Annotated in this window: 14 protein-coding genes; 5 read left to right on the top strand and 9 right to left on the bottom strand. The window is 62.3% G+C overall.

Annotation, left to right across the window (positions count from 1 at the left end):
* Positions 1 to 5 precede the first annotated feature (5 nt).
* The gene (locus Q7U49_RS04785) at positions 6 to 1,682 is read left to right on the top strand and encodes a cation acetate symporter (RefSeq protein WP_370653961.1); all 1,677 of its coding nucleotides are present in this window, start codon (positions 6 to 8) and stop codon (positions 1,680 to 1,682) included.
* A gap of 66 nt (positions 1,683 to 1,748) precedes the next feature.
* Positions 1,749 to 3,608 (top strand): putative nucleotidyltransferase substrate binding domain-containing protein, encoded by a 1,860-nt coding sequence (locus tag Q7U49_RS04780; protein ID WP_304762665.1) that lies wholly within the window; start codon positions 1,749 to 1,751, stop codon positions 3,606 to 3,608.
* Positions 3,609 to 3,661: 53 nt separating this feature from the next.
* On the opposite strand, the gene Q7U49_RS04775 is transcribed toward Q7U49_RS04780, so the two are convergent.
* Complete coding sequence (locus Q7U49_RS04775; RefSeq protein ID WP_304762664.1) at positions 3,662 to 4,240, bottom strand: hypothetical protein; 579 nt, start codon at positions 4,238 to 4,240, stop codon at positions 3,662 to 3,664.
* A gap of 189 nt (positions 4,241 to 4,429) precedes the next feature.
* Here Q7U49_RS04775 and Q7U49_RS04770 point away from each other — a divergent pair, with 189 nt between their 5' ends.
* Positions 4,430 to 5,035: a CDP-alcohol phosphatidyltransferase family protein gene (locus Q7U49_RS04770; RefSeq protein WP_304762662.1), complete on the top strand. Its 606-nt coding sequence runs from the start codon at positions 4,430 to 4,432 to the stop codon at positions 5,033 to 5,035.
* Positions 5,032 to 5,787, top strand: coding sequence for a DUF3047 domain-containing protein (locus Q7U49_RS04765; protein ID WP_304762660.1), 756 nt, complete (start codon positions 5,032 to 5,034; stop codon positions 5,785 to 5,787). The genes Q7U49_RS04770 and Q7U49_RS04765 overlap by 4 nt, the downstream gene beginning before the upstream one ends.
* A gap of 34 nt (positions 5,788 to 5,821) precedes the next feature.
* Here Q7U49_RS04765 and selD read toward each other — a convergent pair whose 3' ends face one another.
* The 6 genes from selD to Q7U49_RS04735 all read right to left on the bottom strand — a co-directional run bounded on the left by selD (position 5,822) and on the right by Q7U49_RS04735 (position 11,378).
* Complete coding sequence (selD, locus tag Q7U49_RS04760; RefSeq protein WP_304762658.1) at positions 5,822 to 6,904, bottom strand: selenide, water dikinase SelD; 1,083 nt, start codon at positions 6,902 to 6,904, stop codon at positions 5,822 to 5,824.
* An 8-nt stretch (positions 6,905 to 6,912) separates the two neighbouring features.
* Entirely contained in the window at positions 6,913 to 7,131 is a 219-nt protein-coding gene (locus tag Q7U49_RS04755; RefSeq protein ID WP_304762656.1) for a hypothetical protein, read from the bottom strand.
* Positions 7,128 to 7,343: a cysteine-rich CWC family protein gene (locus tag Q7U49_RS04750; RefSeq protein ID WP_304762655.1), complete on the bottom strand. Its 216-nt coding sequence runs from the start codon at positions 7,341 to 7,343 to the stop codon at positions 7,128 to 7,130. The genes Q7U49_RS04755 and Q7U49_RS04750 overlap by 4 nt, the downstream gene beginning before the upstream one ends.
* Before the next feature lie 70 nt (positions 7,344 to 7,413).
* The gene (locus Q7U49_RS04745; RefSeq protein WP_304762652.1) at positions 7,414 to 9,636 is read right to left on the bottom strand and encodes a malate synthase G; all 2,223 of its coding nucleotides are present in this window, start codon (positions 9,634 to 9,636) and stop codon (positions 7,414 to 7,416) included.
* Positions 9,637 to 9,672: 36 nt separating this feature from the next.
* Positions 9,673 to 10,437: a haloacid dehalogenase type II gene (locus Q7U49_RS04740; RefSeq protein WP_304762650.1), complete on the bottom strand. Its 765-nt coding sequence runs from the start codon at positions 10,435 to 10,437 to the stop codon at positions 9,673 to 9,675.
* A 176-nt stretch (positions 10,438 to 10,613) separates the two neighbouring features.
* Positions 10,614 to 11,378 (bottom strand): DUF6639 family protein, encoded by a 765-nt coding sequence (locus tag Q7U49_RS04735; RefSeq protein ID WP_304762649.1) that lies wholly within the window; start codon positions 11,376 to 11,378, stop codon positions 10,614 to 10,616.
* Positions 11,379 to 11,659: 281 nt separating this feature from the next.
* Between Q7U49_RS04735 and Q7U49_RS04730 the strand changes: the two genes are divergently transcribed.
* Positions 11,660 to 12,871, top strand: coding sequence for a CaiB/BaiF CoA-transferase family protein (locus Q7U49_RS04730; protein WP_304762648.1), 1,212 nt, complete (start codon positions 11,660 to 11,662; stop codon positions 12,869 to 12,871).
* Positions 12,872 to 12,875: 4 nt separating this feature from the next.
* Here the strand turns inward: Q7U49_RS04730 and Q7U49_RS04725 are convergent, their stop codons facing one another.
* Together Q7U49_RS04725 and ruvB are read right to left on the bottom strand one after the other, a co-directional pair.
* The gene (locus Q7U49_RS04725; RefSeq protein ID WP_304762646.1) at positions 12,876 to 14,075 is read right to left on the bottom strand and encodes a M20 aminoacylase family protein; all 1,200 of its coding nucleotides are present in this window, start codon (positions 14,073 to 14,075) and stop codon (positions 12,876 to 12,878) included.
* On the bottom strand, positions 14,072 to 15,139 hold the full coding sequence (gene ruvB / locus Q7U49_RS04720) for a Holliday junction branch migration DNA helicase RuvB (protein WP_304762644.1): 1,068 nt from the start codon (positions 15,137 to 15,139) through the stop codon (positions 14,072 to 14,074). The genes Q7U49_RS04725 and ruvB overlap by 4 nt, the downstream gene beginning before the upstream one ends.
* Positions 15,140 to 15,167 lie beyond the last annotated feature (28 nt).

The raw sequence follows: 15,167 nt of genomic DNA, 5'->3' as shown, positions 1-15,167 counted from the left end.
CCCTGATGGGCGTCTCGGCAGCCGTCTGGGCCGCTGGCGCTGACCTGGGTCAGGCCGAAAAGCAAGCCACCAACTGGACGGCCATCGGCATGTTCGGGGCTTTTGTGGTTTTTACGCTGTTCATCACCAAGTGGGCGGCGGCCAAAACCAAGTCGGCATCCGACTTCTACACCGCAGGCGGCGGCATCACCGGCTTCCAGAACGGTCTGGCGATTGCCGGCGACTACATGTCGGCCGCCTCGTTCCTGGGTATTTCCGCGGCCGTGATGGCCAGCGGTTTTGACGGCCTGATCTACTCCATCGGCTTCCTGGTGGGCTGGCCCGTCATCACCTTCCTGATGGCCGAACGCCTGCGCAACCTGGGCAAGTTCACCTTTGCCGACGTGGCCGCTTTCCGCTTCGAGCAAAAGCCGGTGCGCATTTTTGCGGCCTCGGGCACGCTGGTGGTGGTGGCTTTCTATCTGATTGCCCAGATGGTGGGTGCCGGTCAGTTGATCAAGCTGCTGTTTGGTCTGGAATACTACGTGGCCGTGATCATTGTGGGCGGCTTGATGATGGTGTATGTGCTGTTTGGCGGCATGACGGCCACCACCTGGGTGCAGATCATCAAGGCCTGCCTGTTGCTGGGGGGCGCCACCTTCATGTCCCTGTCGGTGTTGTGGCACTTTGGTTTCAGCTTTGAAGCCATGTTCGCCGGCGCCGTCCAGATCAAGACCGACCTGGCCCTGAAAGACGGCAAGATAGCCGAAGTGGCCGCGGCCGCTGGCCAATCCATCATGGGCCCGGGCAACTTTGTCAAAGATCCCATTTCCGCCATCAGCTTCGGCATGGCGCTGATGTTCGGTACCGCCGGTTTGCCCCACATCCTGATGCGCTTCTTCACGGTGCCCAGTGCCAAGGCGGCGCGCAGCTCGGTGATGTGGGCCACCGGCTGGATCGGCTACTTCTACCTGCTGACCTTCATCATCGGTTTTGGCGCCATCACCTTTGTGCTGACCAACCCCGACTTTCTGGACGCCAAGGGCGGCTTGATCGGCGGCGGCAACATGGCGGCCATTCACTTGGCCAACGCGGTGGGCGGCAATGTGTTCCTGGGCTTCATTTCGGCGGTGGCCTTTGCCACCATCCTGGCCGTGGTGGCTGGGCTGACACTGTCTGGCGCCTCGGCTGTGTCGCATGACATTTACGCCACCGTGATCAAAAAAGGCCAGGCCAACAGCGCCGACGAGCTGCGCATCTCCAAGATCACCACCATTTGCCTTGGCATTCTGGCGGTGACCCTGGGCATCGTGTTCGAGAAACAGAACATTGCGTTCATGGTGTCTTTGGCCTTTGCGATTGCCGCGTCGGCCAACTTCCCCGTGCTGTTCATGTCGGTGCTGTGGAAAGACTGCACCACCAAGGGCGCCGTGATTGGTGGCTTTTTGGGCCTGATCTCGTCGGTTGGCCTGACCGTGGTGTCGCCTTCGGTGTGGGAAGCCACGCTGGGCAACCCCAAGGGCTCAGCCTTGTTCCCGTACACCTCGCCGGCCCTGTTCTCCATGACCATCGGCTTCGTGGGTATCTGGCTGTTCTCGGTTCTGGACAACAGCGCACGTGCCAAAAAAGACCGTGCAGGTTTCCTGGCGCAGCAAGTGCGCTCTGAGACCGGCATTGGTGCTGACGGCGCGTCAGGCCACTGACCTGGCAACAACGGCATGGCCCCTGTCCGGGTAGCGATGCGATAAGCTCAAGGGGCTGCAGGCAAAGTGTCTGCAGCCCTTTTTTATTTTGAGAAGCTGACCGTGTCAGACCATTTTTCATTTGCATCAGCGCCGTTCAACGAACTGGGTGCAACCGAACGAGGCCAGTTGCAAGAGCTGACAAGCCTGGTGCATTACCACCACGGCGAGGCCATCCTGCGGCCCCAGACGGAGCCACCGTCTTGCCTGTGGGTGCTGCACAGCGGTCACGTGCAGCAGGAGGAACAGGGCCACGTGCATATTCTGGGCGCGGGTGAATGCTTCAGCTGGCGCGCTGTGTTGACCGGGCACAACCAGGCCAGCGTGACCGCGCTCGATGCGGTGCAGGCATGGCAACTGCCCGCGCAAACCTTGCGGCAACTGCTGGCCCACAATGCCCGCTTCAGCGCCAAGGTATTCAGCGAGGTCGCGGGCCACCTGGCCGACGACGAAGAGATGGACCAGCACCGCGAGTTGCTGTCGCTGCTGCTGGTGCGCGTGCGGGACGCCTACCTGCAAAAGCCGTTTTATGTGGACGGCCGGCTCGACCTGGTGTCGGTGTGCCGTCTGCTGTCCGGGCAAAAAACCGGCAATGCGCTGGTGCGCGATGTGCATAACGGGGTGGAACGCATTGGCATGTTCACCACCACCGACCTGCGCGATGCCCTGCTGCAGCCTACGCCGCCAGCCCACCTGGCGGTGCGCGACGTGGCCCGCTTCGATCTGGTCACTGTCGCGCCCGATGCCGAACTCTTCGATGCGCTGCTGATCATGCTGCGGCATCGGGTGCACCGGGTGCTGGTGAAAGACGGCGACACCATCGTGGGGGTGCTGAGCCAGCTCGACCTGATGAGCTTCATGTCGAACCACTCGCACCTGATCATGCTGCAGGTCGAGCAGGCGCGCAGCGTGGCCGAGCTGCAGGTGGCGGCACTGCAGGTGGACAACACCATCAAACTGCTGCAGCGCGGCGGCCTGCGCATCGAGATCATCTCGCGGCTGGTGAGCGAGCTCAACAGCCAGATCTTTGCCCGGCTCTGGGCGCTGCTGGCACCGCCGGAACTGGTGCACAACAGCTGCCTGCTGGTGCTGGGCAGCGAAGGCCGCAGCGAGCAAATTTTGAAAACCGACCAGGACAACGCGCTGCTGCTGCGCGACGGCTACCTGCCCCCCCACCTGACCGACATCACCCAACAGTTCAGCACCGCGCTGTTGGGCTTTGGCTACCCGCCGTGCCCGGGTCACATCATGGTCACCAACCCGATGTGGTGCCAGAGCCTGGGCGCCTTTCGGCAAACCATTGGTCAGTGGCTGTATGCCGACAACCCCGAGGGCAAGATGCACCTGGCCATCTTCATGGACGCGCGCGCCGTCGCCGGTGACGCCACGCTGCTGCAAAACGCACGCGACTTTGCGTTGAACCGGGCCATTGGCAGCAACACCTTCATCAGCCGCATGGCCAGCGCGATCGACCAGTTTGCGGAACCCAGCAGCGCTTGGTGGAGCCGCCTGCCGCTGCTGGGCAGTCGCGAATCCGAAACTTTTGACCTGAAGAAAATCGGCACCTTCCCCATCGTGCATGGGGCGCGGGCATTGGCCCTGGAATACCGTCTGGAAGCACTGGGCACGGTGGAGCGCTTGCAGGCCCTGGCCCATCTGCAGGTGCTGCCCGCCGCACTGGAGCGCGACCTGGTGGAGACCCTTCACATGCTCATGACCCTGAAGCTGCGCAACAACCTGCGCCAGCGTGCACTGGGCCAGGCCATCAGCAATCTGGTGGAGCTGAACAGCCTGGGCACGCTGGAACGCGACCAGCTCACCGATGCTTTAGGCATCATCCGCCAGTTCAAGCAGTTCTTGCGCCAACACTACCGGCTTGAATCCTGATGCCCCCCGGTCTGGGTGCCCGCTGCTGCGGGCGCTGCTGCGGGCGTTGCTGGCTATTTTTTGGGCGCAGCACCGGTCGGTTTGGCTGCGTTGGCGCTTGCCGCTGGCGCAGCCAAACCAAGGTGCTTGTCCATGGCCATGGCCAGCGCCTTGACCTTGGGGTCGACGGCGCTCTGCATGTCGGTCACCAGTTTGTCCGCCAGGACTTTCTGCATCTCACCACCCATTTGCAAAAATTTGCGGTTCACCGGGGACTCGATGATGGCAATGAGCTGCTTGAGCTCGTCTTCGGTAAATTTTTCTGCCAGCATCACCCCCACCGTGGCGGGCGCGAGCTTGACCGCCTGCTGTTGCATCAAAGGCACCACCTCATCGGCATATTTTTTCAGATCGGCCTGAATGTCCTTGGCCACCGTCTCACGCTTTTCCGGGGCCACACGGGTTTGCAGGGCGACACCCGCCTGCTGCATCATTTGCAGCGCCGGGCGCTCGGCAAGCGCCTGCCCCGTTTGCTCGATCGCGGGGCGCTGCAGACTCAAGAGCTTGTCAATCAGTGCCTGCTTGGCCGGGCTGGTCTGGGCAAAGGCGCCCGCACTGGCCAACAGCAGCAAGGCCACAAGGGTTTTTTTCATCCGGATCTCCGATCAATGACGCGCGTTCAACAATGGGGGCTCGGTGGCGCCAGGCGCGTGCCTGGATTCCACTATGCTCATGGTTAACAAGCTTAACCGATCACTGGGACTGGCACCGCTTAGCCTGGCAGTCTGTAAGAATTTCCGCCGCGCACCGACTCAACAACTTTAGCCCACGGCCTTTGAACCATGTTTGACCGCTTCGTCAGCCAGATGATGGCCCCCTCGATCCAGCGCCTGGCGCGCCAGACCAGGCGTCTGGGGCTCACGGCCAACCAGCTCACCCTGCTGGGTTTTGTGCTTGGCTTGTTGGCCGCATTTTTAATCGCCTTCGAGGCCTACCTGGCCGGGGCCGTCGCCATCCTGGCATCAAGGCTGCTGGACGCGCTGGATGGGGCCGTGGCGCGCCTGACCCAGGCCACCGATGCCGGTGGTTTTCTCGACATTGCCCTGGACTTTGTTTTTTACGCCAGCATCCCGCTGGCTTTTGCCGTCAGCGACCCGGCGCGCAACGCGCTGCCCGCCGCCGTGCTGCTGGCCGCCTTCATCGGCACCGGGTCGAGCTTTCTGGCCTTTGCCGTGATGGCCGCCAAGCGCGGCTTGCGTAACCTGGCCACCCCCAACAAGTCGTTTTACTTTCTGGGTGGCCTGACCGAAGCCAGCGAGACCCTGCTGTGTTTCATGGCCATGTGTGTCTGGCCCGGCCTGTTCATCGAGCTCGCCTATGGCTTTGCTGCGTTGTGTGCCATCACCACCGCCACGCGCATCTGGTGGGGCTGGAAGACATTTCAATGAAAATTCGCAACAAAACACCGGCTTGGGTCAGCTTCTTTTTTGGGCTGCTGGGCAGCCAGCACGGCGGGGCTCAAACGGTATCAACCCCACCCGCCACCGCCCTGGCGCCGCTGGTTAGTCCGGGCAACCCGGCACCCCACCCGGTCTGGCAGCTCAGTGGCCTGCCCGACAACAAGGCGCCGCGCAGCACGTTTGAAGCGCTTGCCCTGAACGGCGAAACCGTGCTGGGGCTGCGCACCCAAGGGTCTTATGGCGTGCTGACCCACGCCTGGCAAGGCGCGGCGCCACCGTTTTTGAGCTGGCGCTGGCGCCTGGAGCAGCCGCTGGCAGCGGCCGACATCAAGACCAAGGCCGGTGACGATGCGGCGCTCAAGGTCTGTGTGATGCTGAACCAGCCGCTGGCCGACATCCCTTTCGTGCAACGTTCGGTGCTGGCCCTGGCGCGCTCGGTCAGTGGGCAAAACTTGCCCAGCGCCACCCTGTGTTACCTGTGGGACAGCCGCTACCCGGCAGGCACGCGTGGCGCCAACCCCTACAGCGCACGAGTGCGCTACATGGTGCTCAATGGCGTGGAATCCGCCACCGGCCAATGGATCAACCAGCGCCGCAACATCGCCGAAGACTTTGCGCTGCTGTTCGGTCAGGAGAGCCTGGCCATGCCGCCGGTTACCGCCGTGGCCGTGGGGGCCGACAGCGACAACACGCAGGGCAGCAGCCTGGGCTATGTGACCCAGCTGCGCTGGCTGCCGTGAGCCGGCCAGCCCAACGACCGAAAAACCAATGGGTTCACAGCACCAGATGGGTCGCGCCGTTGAAGGCAATCGCCCCACCGATGTCCGCCGCATCGGCAAAACCATGCGCCCGGAAGATCGCCATCACCTGATCGACCTCCGACGGCGCACAGCTCACCAACAGGCCGCCACTGGTCTGCGGGTCGGTCAGCAGGGCTTGATCGACCGCTGAAAAGCTGGCGGGCAAACTGACCTCATGGCCATACGCCGCCCAGTTGCGGCTCGAGGCGCCGGTGATGCAACCCTGCTGTGCCAGCTGGCGCACGCCGCTCAAAAACGGTACGTTGTGCCAGTCCAGCTGCACCGTGCACGCGGCACCGCGCGCCATCTCCAGCACATGGCCGGCCAGGGCAAAACCGGTGACGTCGGTCATGGCGTGCACCCCGTCAAGCGCGGCCAGCGCCGGGCCGGGCGTGTTGAGCTGGGTGGTGACACGGATCATCTCGGCGTAGCCTTCTGGCCCGAGCTTGTCTTTTTTGAGCGCGGCCGACAGCACGCCCACACCGAGCGGCTTGCCCAAAATGAGCCGGTCGCCTACTTGGGCGCTGGCATTGCGCTTGACCCGCCCCGGGTGCATCAGGCCCATGGCCACCAGGCCATAAATGGGCTCGACCGAATCGATGGTGTGGCCTCCGGCAATCGGAATGCCGGCGGCGCGGCAGACACTGGCGCCGCCATCAAGAATCTTGCCAATGGTCTCGACCGACAGCACATTGATCGGCATGCCCACCAGCGCCAGCGCCATGATCGGCGTGCCGCCCATGGCATAGACGTCGCTGATGGCGTTGGTCGCGGCGATGCGACCAAAATCATACGGATCATCGACGATGGGCATGAAGAAATCGGTGGTGGCAATCAGCGCCTGTGTGTCGTTGAGCTGGTACACCGCCGCATCGTCGGCGGTCTCGATACCCACCAGCAGTTCCTTGGGCATCGGCATGGCGGTGGTGCCCTTGAGGATGCTGGACAGCACGCCAGGGGCGATCTTGCAACCGCAACCGCCGCCGTGCGACAGGCTGGTCAGGCGCGGCTCGGCGCGCGTGGGGGCGGGCGTCAACAGTGGATTTTCAAAGGTCATGGACGTGTTCAGCGGGCCGTGAACTTGCGCCACAGCCGCACTGCCAGCAACACGATGGGCGCGCTGTGCAGCAGCAAATCAAAAATATCGATTGGCTTGACCAGCGTGCCCTGGCTCAGCATACGCAGTTTTTCAATCAGATGCGGCTCAGGGCTGATCGGCGCCACCGCCATCCAGGCGGCCAGCGCAATCAAAATGGCGAGCGGAAATTTATCGAGCCAGCTCATGCGGTTGCCGCCTTCACACAAGCTGCGCACAGGCAAGCCACACCCCGCGCTGCCTCGGGAATTTTGTTCAGCAACTCGGCGCTGAACTGCGCCTGGGTGCACCAGCAGGGCGGTTGCGGGATGCCGGTGGCAGCCTGCACCTCCATGGCACATTGGTTGGGCTGGCCGCACAGGGGGCAGTTTTGGGGATTGAGGGTTGGGGTGGGATTCATGTTGAGTTCACTTGAAAAAAAAGCTGCCAACGTCATCATAGACGCTGGCAGCTTTTTGCCTGATCGTGACTTAAGCCGCCAGCGCCGCCTTCACCTTCAACCGCCAGCCATGCAGCAGCGGCTCGGTGTAGCCACTGGGTTGCGCCAGGCCCTTGAAGACCAGATCGCACGCCGCTTGGTAGGCCATCGAGGTGTCGAAGTGGCCGGCCATCGGCTTATAGAGCGGGTCACCCGCGTTCTGGACGTCGACCACGGCGGCCATGCGCTCAAAGGTTTCCTTGACCTGGGCTTCGGTGACCACACCATGATGCAGCCAGTTAGCCATGTGCTGGCTGGAAATGCGCAGCGTGGCGCGGTCTTCCATCAGCGCCACGTTGTGGATGTCGGGCACCTTGGAGCAGCCCACGCCCTGATCGACCCAGCGCACCACATAACCCAGGATGCCCTGAGCGTTGTTGTCGAGTTCCTGCTGCTTCTCGGCCTCGCTCCAGTTCGGTGTGGCGGTGACAGGAATGGTCAACAGGCCATTGAGCAGCACGTCGCGCTCTTTGTCGGCGCTGATTTTTTCCAGTTCCTTTTGCACGTCGCTCACCAGCACCTGATGGTAGTGCAGCGCGTGCAGCGTGGCACCGGTCGGGCTTGGCACCCAGGCGGTGTTGGCGCCAGCCTTGGGGTGACCAATTTTTTGCTCCAGCATGGCCTTCATCAGGTCGGGCATGGCCCACATGCCCTTGCCGATCTGCGCCTTGCCGCGCAGGCCGCAACCCAGGCCCACCAGCACGTTGTTGCGCTCGTAGGATTGGATCCAGGCACTGCTCTTCATGTCGCCCTTGCGGATCATGGGGCCGGCCTGCATGGCGGTGTGCATTTCGTCGCCGGTACGGTCGAGGAAGCCGGTATTGATGAAGGCGACGCGGCTGGCCGCGGCGGCAATACAGGCTTTCAGGTTGACGCTGGTGCGGCGCTCTTCGTCCATGATGCCGAGCTTGACCGTGCTATCAGGCAGACCCAGCATGGCTTCGACGCGGCCAAACAGTTCGCCGGCAAAAGCCACTTCAAACGGACCGTGCATCTTGGGCTTGACAATGTAGACCGAGCCCTTGCGCGAGTTGCGGATGGCGTCCTTCTTGGTCTTGGCCAGGTCGTGCATGGCGATGGTGGTGGTGACCACCGCGTCCAGAATGCCCTCGGGGATTTCACGCACGGTGCCGGCCTTGTCGGTGTACAGAATGGCCGGATTCGTCATCAGGTGGCCGACGTTGCGCACAAACATCAGCGAGCGGCCGTGCAAGCGCACTGACTTCTTGCCGTCGGGGGCGGTGTACAGGCGGTCGGCATTGAGACCGCGGGTGAAGGTTTTGTCGCCCTTGGCGACTTCTTCGGTCAACGTGCCTTTCAGAATGCCGAGCCAGTTGCTGTAGGCCAGCACCTTGTCGTCGGCATCGACAGCGGCCACCGAGTCTTCGAGGTCGAGGATGGTCGACAGGGCGGCTTCCAGCACCAGGTCGGAGACACCTGCCGGGTCGCTGGCGCCAATGGTGGTGGCGCGGTTGATGATCAGGTCCAGGTGCAGGCCGTTGTGCGCCAACAGCACGCTGGAAGGCGCCTTGACGTCGCCCTGATAACCGACCAGCTGGCTGGCGTCCGCCAGGCTGGTGTTGCTGCCGTCGGCCAGTTTGATGGCCAGCTTGCCGGCCTTGATGCGGTACTCGACCGAGTCCACATGCGAGCCCTTGCGCAGTGGGGCGCAGCGATCCAGCACGTTGCGCGCATAAGCGATCACCTTGGCGCCGCGCTTGGGGTTGTAGCCGCCTTTTTTCCCGACCTTTTCGCAGCCCTTGGCTTCATCGATCGCGTCGGTGCCATAAAGCGCGTCATACAGGGAACCCCAGCGCGAATTGGCAGCGTTGAGCGCGTAACGCGCGTTCAAAATAGGCACCACGAGTTGCGGGCCAGCTTGCTTGGCCAGTTCGGCATCGACGTTCGAGGTGGTGATGCGGGCCTTTTTGGGGGCTTCGACCAGATAGCCAATGCCCTCCAAAAAATCGCGATAAGCCGGCATGTCGGCGATGGGGCCGGGGTGTGCCTTGTGCCAGGCATCCAGCTCGGTCTGCAGGCGGTCGCGCTCGGCCAACAGGGCGATGTTCTTGGGGGCCAGGTCGGCCACGATGGCGCCAAAGCCTTTCCAGAATTTGGCAGGCGTCACGCCGGTGCCGGGCAGCACCTGGGTTTCAATGAATTGGCACAGATTGCTTGCGACCTGCAGGCCGTTCTTGGTGATACGTTCAGTCATGATGGTGAGGCTCAGAGTTAAAAATCAGAAAAATGGTCAGGAGAAAAAGTCGAGCACGGCGCGCAGGTCGACGCCTGTCCGGGTGGCCTGGGTGCCCAGCTCTTCAAAAGGCAGCTGGTACCGGTTGACCCACAGCGTGGTGTAGCCATACCAGGTGGCGCCCAGTGCGTCCCAGGCATTGCAGCTGACGAACAGGATGTCACGCGCCGCAAGGCCGGTGACCTGCTCACCCAGGGCATAGGCGTCGGGGTGGGTTTTGAATTTTCGAATCGGGTCGACGCTGATGATGTGATCGAGCAGGCCATCAAAGCCCGCCGAGTGCACGGCGGCCTGCAGCATGGCAGCGTCGCCATTGCTCAAGAGGCCGACCGGAATGCCCTGGCGTTTAAGCTGCTGCAGCACCGCCAGGTTTTCCGGGAAGGCATCCAGATGCTGGTACTGGGCCAGAAGCATCTCGATGGCGGGCTCGTGGTCCAGCAAAAAATCGTCTTGCGGCAGCGTTGCGCCAGGGCCGACCACCAGTTTCTTGATGGCGTAAATCAACGCGGCCCGGGTCAGCACGCTGAACGGCTGGTAATGCGCACCATGGTTGCTGGTGGTGACCAGTCGCGTGTATTCGATCTGCTTGTCGCGCCACAACACACTCAAGGCCTGGCCGTGACCGGGGAACAGTTCCTCGGCCAGTTGCGCCACGCTGTAGACGTCGAACAGCGTACCGTAGGCGTCAAACAGCACGGCGCGCGGCGGTTTGCGGCCGGGCACTGTGCTTTTTGCGAGGATGGAGGAGGACGAACTGGGCATAGCAGAATTTTAAGGAAGGATGCTGACGCCAGTCTTTGGCCGGCCATGCAAGAGCTTTGACCAAAATGCGGGTAATTCAACTGAAAGATGGCAGCAGCGGTAGTGAAAACGCTGCTGCTTGGACCAGATAGTGTTGAAAAACGCCATGAACCCGCTGAATTCTTGTGGCCAAGCCGCTATTCAAGCATGACTTTTCCATCCAGGATTGCATGCAAGTAACTACGCCCATTGACCGGTTTAAGAAAATGCCGGTACGCCTGCACTCCGAATCTCATGGGATCAGCCATGTAGATGGTGGTACCCATCTGCCAATCGCCGTCGTAGCCATGTCCTGGGGATTTCCTCAAAATGCGCGCTCGTACTGCGGGCGCCATGGTGGCAAACATCGTCACGTAAGCCATGTACTCTTTTGCCTGAATGGTGGGTCTGGCAAGCTTGAAGTTGCAATCACTGATTGCATGAGCGACTTCGTGCGCGGCGAGGCTGCGGTAGAGCGAAGACTCGATTGGAATGTGAAACCAGTTTTTGAATTTTTTGAATTCCGAATATGACAATATATGCACCACGTGGGCCGTGTCACTATTGCAATCGTCCGGCGAATCCAGATAGAGACCGCCTGTGGTGGCCGTCCCAGCGAGCGGCAGTTTCTGTGCGATCACAATCAAAATGGGATTGGCCATGATGAAGCCCTGCGCTGTAAGAAAGAAAGCGGCGGCGAGCGCGCCTTCGCATGCGAGCTTTACATCCGCCGGTTCACATGAATGAACAAGTTTGTCTTTTGTGGGACATGCGACTTCAATCCGTTCCATCGCAAGGGTGGGGCACAAAACAGTTGTTGTGGCCCGAACGGGTGATGCACTACTTGTCCATAGACCGCCCCCCATGGCCACGGCCGACACAGCACAAGCCACTGCGTCGCACGATTGAAACCAGTGTTTCATAACAATCCCCCTGTACCCTGCTCAATCAGCATCGATTCACTGTGAGCTTGCAGCAAAATGATCTGTTGATAATTGTCAATGCTCAGCCACGCCACCAGAGCCTGTTACAACCCTCTTCGAGTTGCCCGGAGCAGGTTGTAATCCAGGCAGTACAGGCTGATTTCAGTGCGGACAGCAATGTGACCTGGCCATGGTCACTAACTTAATGGGTGTTGGGATTTGCTTTTGGTCAGTCAGCAAAGTTTGCGAAATAATCGGTTTAATCCAGAAAGCGCATCGCCATGAACCCAAGCCCAGACAACAAACCCCACCCCCTGCCACTTGACGGCCTGCGCGTGGTCGAATTCACCCACATGGTCATGGGGCCCACCTGCGGCATGGTGCTGGCCGACATGGGCGCCGAAGTCATCAAGGTCGAACCCATCGAAGGTGACCGCACCCGGCATTTGCTCGGCGCGGGGGCCGGTTTTTTCCCCATGTTCAACCGCAACAAGAAAAGCATCGCCATCGACCTGCACAAGCCCGAGGGTGCGGCCCTTGCGCGCCGGTTGGCGGGGAGTGCCGACGTGGTGCTGGAAAACTTCAAGCCCGACACCATGGCCAAGTACGGGCTGGACTACGCCGCTTTATCGGCCCAAAACCCCAAGCTGATTTACGTCAGCCACAAAGGCTTTTTGCCCGGTCCCTACGAGCACCGCACCGCGCTGGATGAAGTGGTGCAGATGATGGGAGGCCTGGCCTATATGACCGGCCGACCCGGTGACCCGCTGCGCGCCGGCACCAGCGTCAACGACATCATGGGCGGCATGTTTGGCGCCATTGGCACGCTGGGCGCGTTGATCCAGCGCGGCATCACCGGGCGTGGCCAGGAAGTGCAAAGCGCGCTGTTTGAGAACAACGTGTTTCTGGTCGGCCAGCACATGCTGCAGTACGCCATGACCGGCCAACCCGCCGCGCCCATGCCGGCGCGCATCTCGCCCTGGGCGGTGTATGACGTGTTCACCGTGAAAGACGGCGAGCAGATTTTCATCTCGGCGGTGAGCGACACGCAATGGGCCACTTTTTGTGAGGTGTTCGGTTTTGCTGACCTGAAGGCGGATGCGCGTTATGCCAGCAACAACGACCGCGTGCGCGAACGCCCCACGCTGATGCCGATCCTGCGCGAGCGCCTGGGCCACTACAGCGCCGCTGAGCTGGCTAATCTGATGGAAGCCAACAAATTGCCCTACGCACCGATCCGCAAACCCGAGGAACTGTTTGACGACGAGCACCTGCTGGCCACCGGCGGCCTGGCCGACATCACTCTGCCCGACGGCGAACGCGCCGGACAAACCAGCAAAGCCACGCTGTTCCCCTTCACCATGGACGGCCAGCGCCTGGGTGTGCGCTTGAGCCCGCCAAAGCTGGGCGCGCATACCGATGAGCTGTTGAACGCGCTGGGTCTGGAGGCGGATGCGGTGCAGGCGCTGCGCCAGGCCGGTGCCGTGGGCTGAGTGGTCAGGCCGACAAAGGCATCGCCTGCTCCGCCAGGCTGGCGTGCAGGGCGGCACCGAGCGGCAGCACCTCGTCATTGAAGTCGTAGCGGTTGTTGTGCAGGTGGCAACTGCCCAGGCCGTTCTCCGTGCCCTGGCCGAGGCGCAGGTAGGCCCCTGGCTTGACGCGCAGCATGAAGGAAAAATCTTCGGCGCCCATGCTTGGCTCCAGGTCGCGCACCACGTTGGCAGCGCCCACCAGGCTCTCCGCCACATCACCGGCAAAGCGGGCTTCCGGCGCCGTGTTGACCGTGGCCGGGTACATGCGCTGGTAAGTCACCACTGCTGTGGCGCCAAATGCCTGCGCCACCGAACTGCACAACTCATGAAGGCGGCGCTCGATCAGCGCCTGCACCTCCACCTTGAAGGTGCGCACCGTGCCCACCAGGGTCGCGCTGCCCGCCACCACGCTCATGGCATTCAAATCACCCGCCTGCATGGCACACAGGCTGATCACGGCGCTGTCAACCGGTTTGACGTTGCGCGACACAATGCTTTGCACCGCAGTGATGATGTGCCCGGCCACCAGCACCGGGTCGACCGTCTGGTAGGGGTGCGCGCCATGGCCGCCCTTGCCGGTGATTTCAATCTTGATGCGGTCTGCCGCGGCCATCATCGGGCCGGAATTGAGGCCGATGGTGCCCGGGCGCATGGCCGGCCAGTTGTGCATGCCATAGACCGACTGCACCGGAAAACGCTCAAACAGGCCGTCGTCGATCATGGCCTGGGCGCCGGCGTAGCCTTCTTCGCCAGGCTGGAAAATCAGCACGGCAGTGCCGTTGAAGTTGCGCGTCTCGGCCAGGTAGCGTGCCGCACCCACCAGCATGGCGGTGTGGCCGTCGTGGCCGCAGCCGTGCATCAGGCCGGGACGCGCAGACTTCCAGGCAAAGTCATTGTGCTCGGTCATGGGCAGCGCGTCCATGTCGGCGCGCAGCCCGATCATCCTGCCGCTGCTGTTGCGCTGGCCCCGGACCACCGCCACAACACCGGTCTTGCCGATGCCGGGATGAATTTCATCGACGCCGCACAGTTGCAGCGCCTGCTGCACGCGTCTGGCCGTGTAAACCTCTTCAAAGCCCAGTTCCGGGTGCGCGTGCAGGTCGCGCCGCAGGGCAGTCAGCTCCGGGTGAAAAGCGGCGATGTGGGCAAAGGCGCGGTTACTCATAGCGCCCCAAACAATTCCCCGCCGGCTTGGTCGGCCGGTGGCGTCACACCCAGATGGCGGTAGGCGGCCAGCGTGGCGATGCGGCCGCGCGGGGTGCGCTGCAGGTAGCCCTGCTGGATCAGGTAGGGCTCGATCACATCCTCAATGGTCTCGCGCTCCTCACCAATGCTGGCTGCAATGTTGTCCAGGCCCACCGGGCCGCCGTCAAAGCGGTGGATCACCGCCTCGAGCAGTTTGCGGTCCATCAGATCAAACCCTTGCGGGTCGACATCGAGCATGGCCAGCGCGCGGTTGGCAATGTCGAGGGTGATTTCGCCCACGCCTTTCACATCGGCGTAGTCGCGCACCCGGCGCAACAAGCGGTTGGCAATGCGCGGCGTGCCGCGCGAACGGCGCGCAATCTCAAAGCCACCTCGTTCATCGGTGGTCACCTTGAGCAGGCCGGCGCTGCGCTTGACGATGCGCGCCAGCTCCTCAGGGGTGTAAAACTCCAGCCGCGCCACAATGCCGAAGCGGTCGCGCAGCGGGTTGGTCAACATGCCGGCGCGGGTGGTGGCACCCACCAGCGTGAAGGGCTGCAGGTCGAGCTTGATGGAACGCGCGGCCGGACCTTCACCGATCATGATGTCGATCTTGTAGTCTTCCAGCGCCGGGTACAGAATTTCCTCGACGACCGGGCTCAAGCGGTGGATTTCGTCGATGAACAGCACATCGTTTTTTTCCAGGTTGGTCAGCAGCGCGGCCAGGTCCTTGGGCTTTTCCAGCACCGGGCCGCTGGTCTGGCGCAGGTTCACGCCCAGCTCGTGCGCGATGATGTGGCTCAAGGTGGTCTTACCCAGGCCCGGCGGGCCAAACAACAGCACATGGTCGAGCGCCTCGCTGCGCATCTTGGCGGCGCTGATGAAAATTTCGAGCTGTTCGCGCGCCTTGGTCTGGCCCACGTACTCCTGCATCAGCTTGGGCCGCAGCGCGCGCTCGATGGCCTCCTCGTTGGGCGAGGCGGGCGCGTTGGACACCACCCGCTTGGGCGGCGCCGGGGCAAAGTCGTCGGTTTGAATACTCAAGGCGGGCTCAATTCAGCAGCAAAGAGAG

The sequence above is a fragment of the Rhodoferax sp. genome (genome assembly GCF_030653815.1).
Lineage (GTDB): Bacteria > Pseudomonadota > Gammaproteobacteria > Burkholderiales > Burkholderiaceae_C > Rhodoferax.
This window is presented reverse-complemented; position numbering and strand designations above follow the sequence as displayed.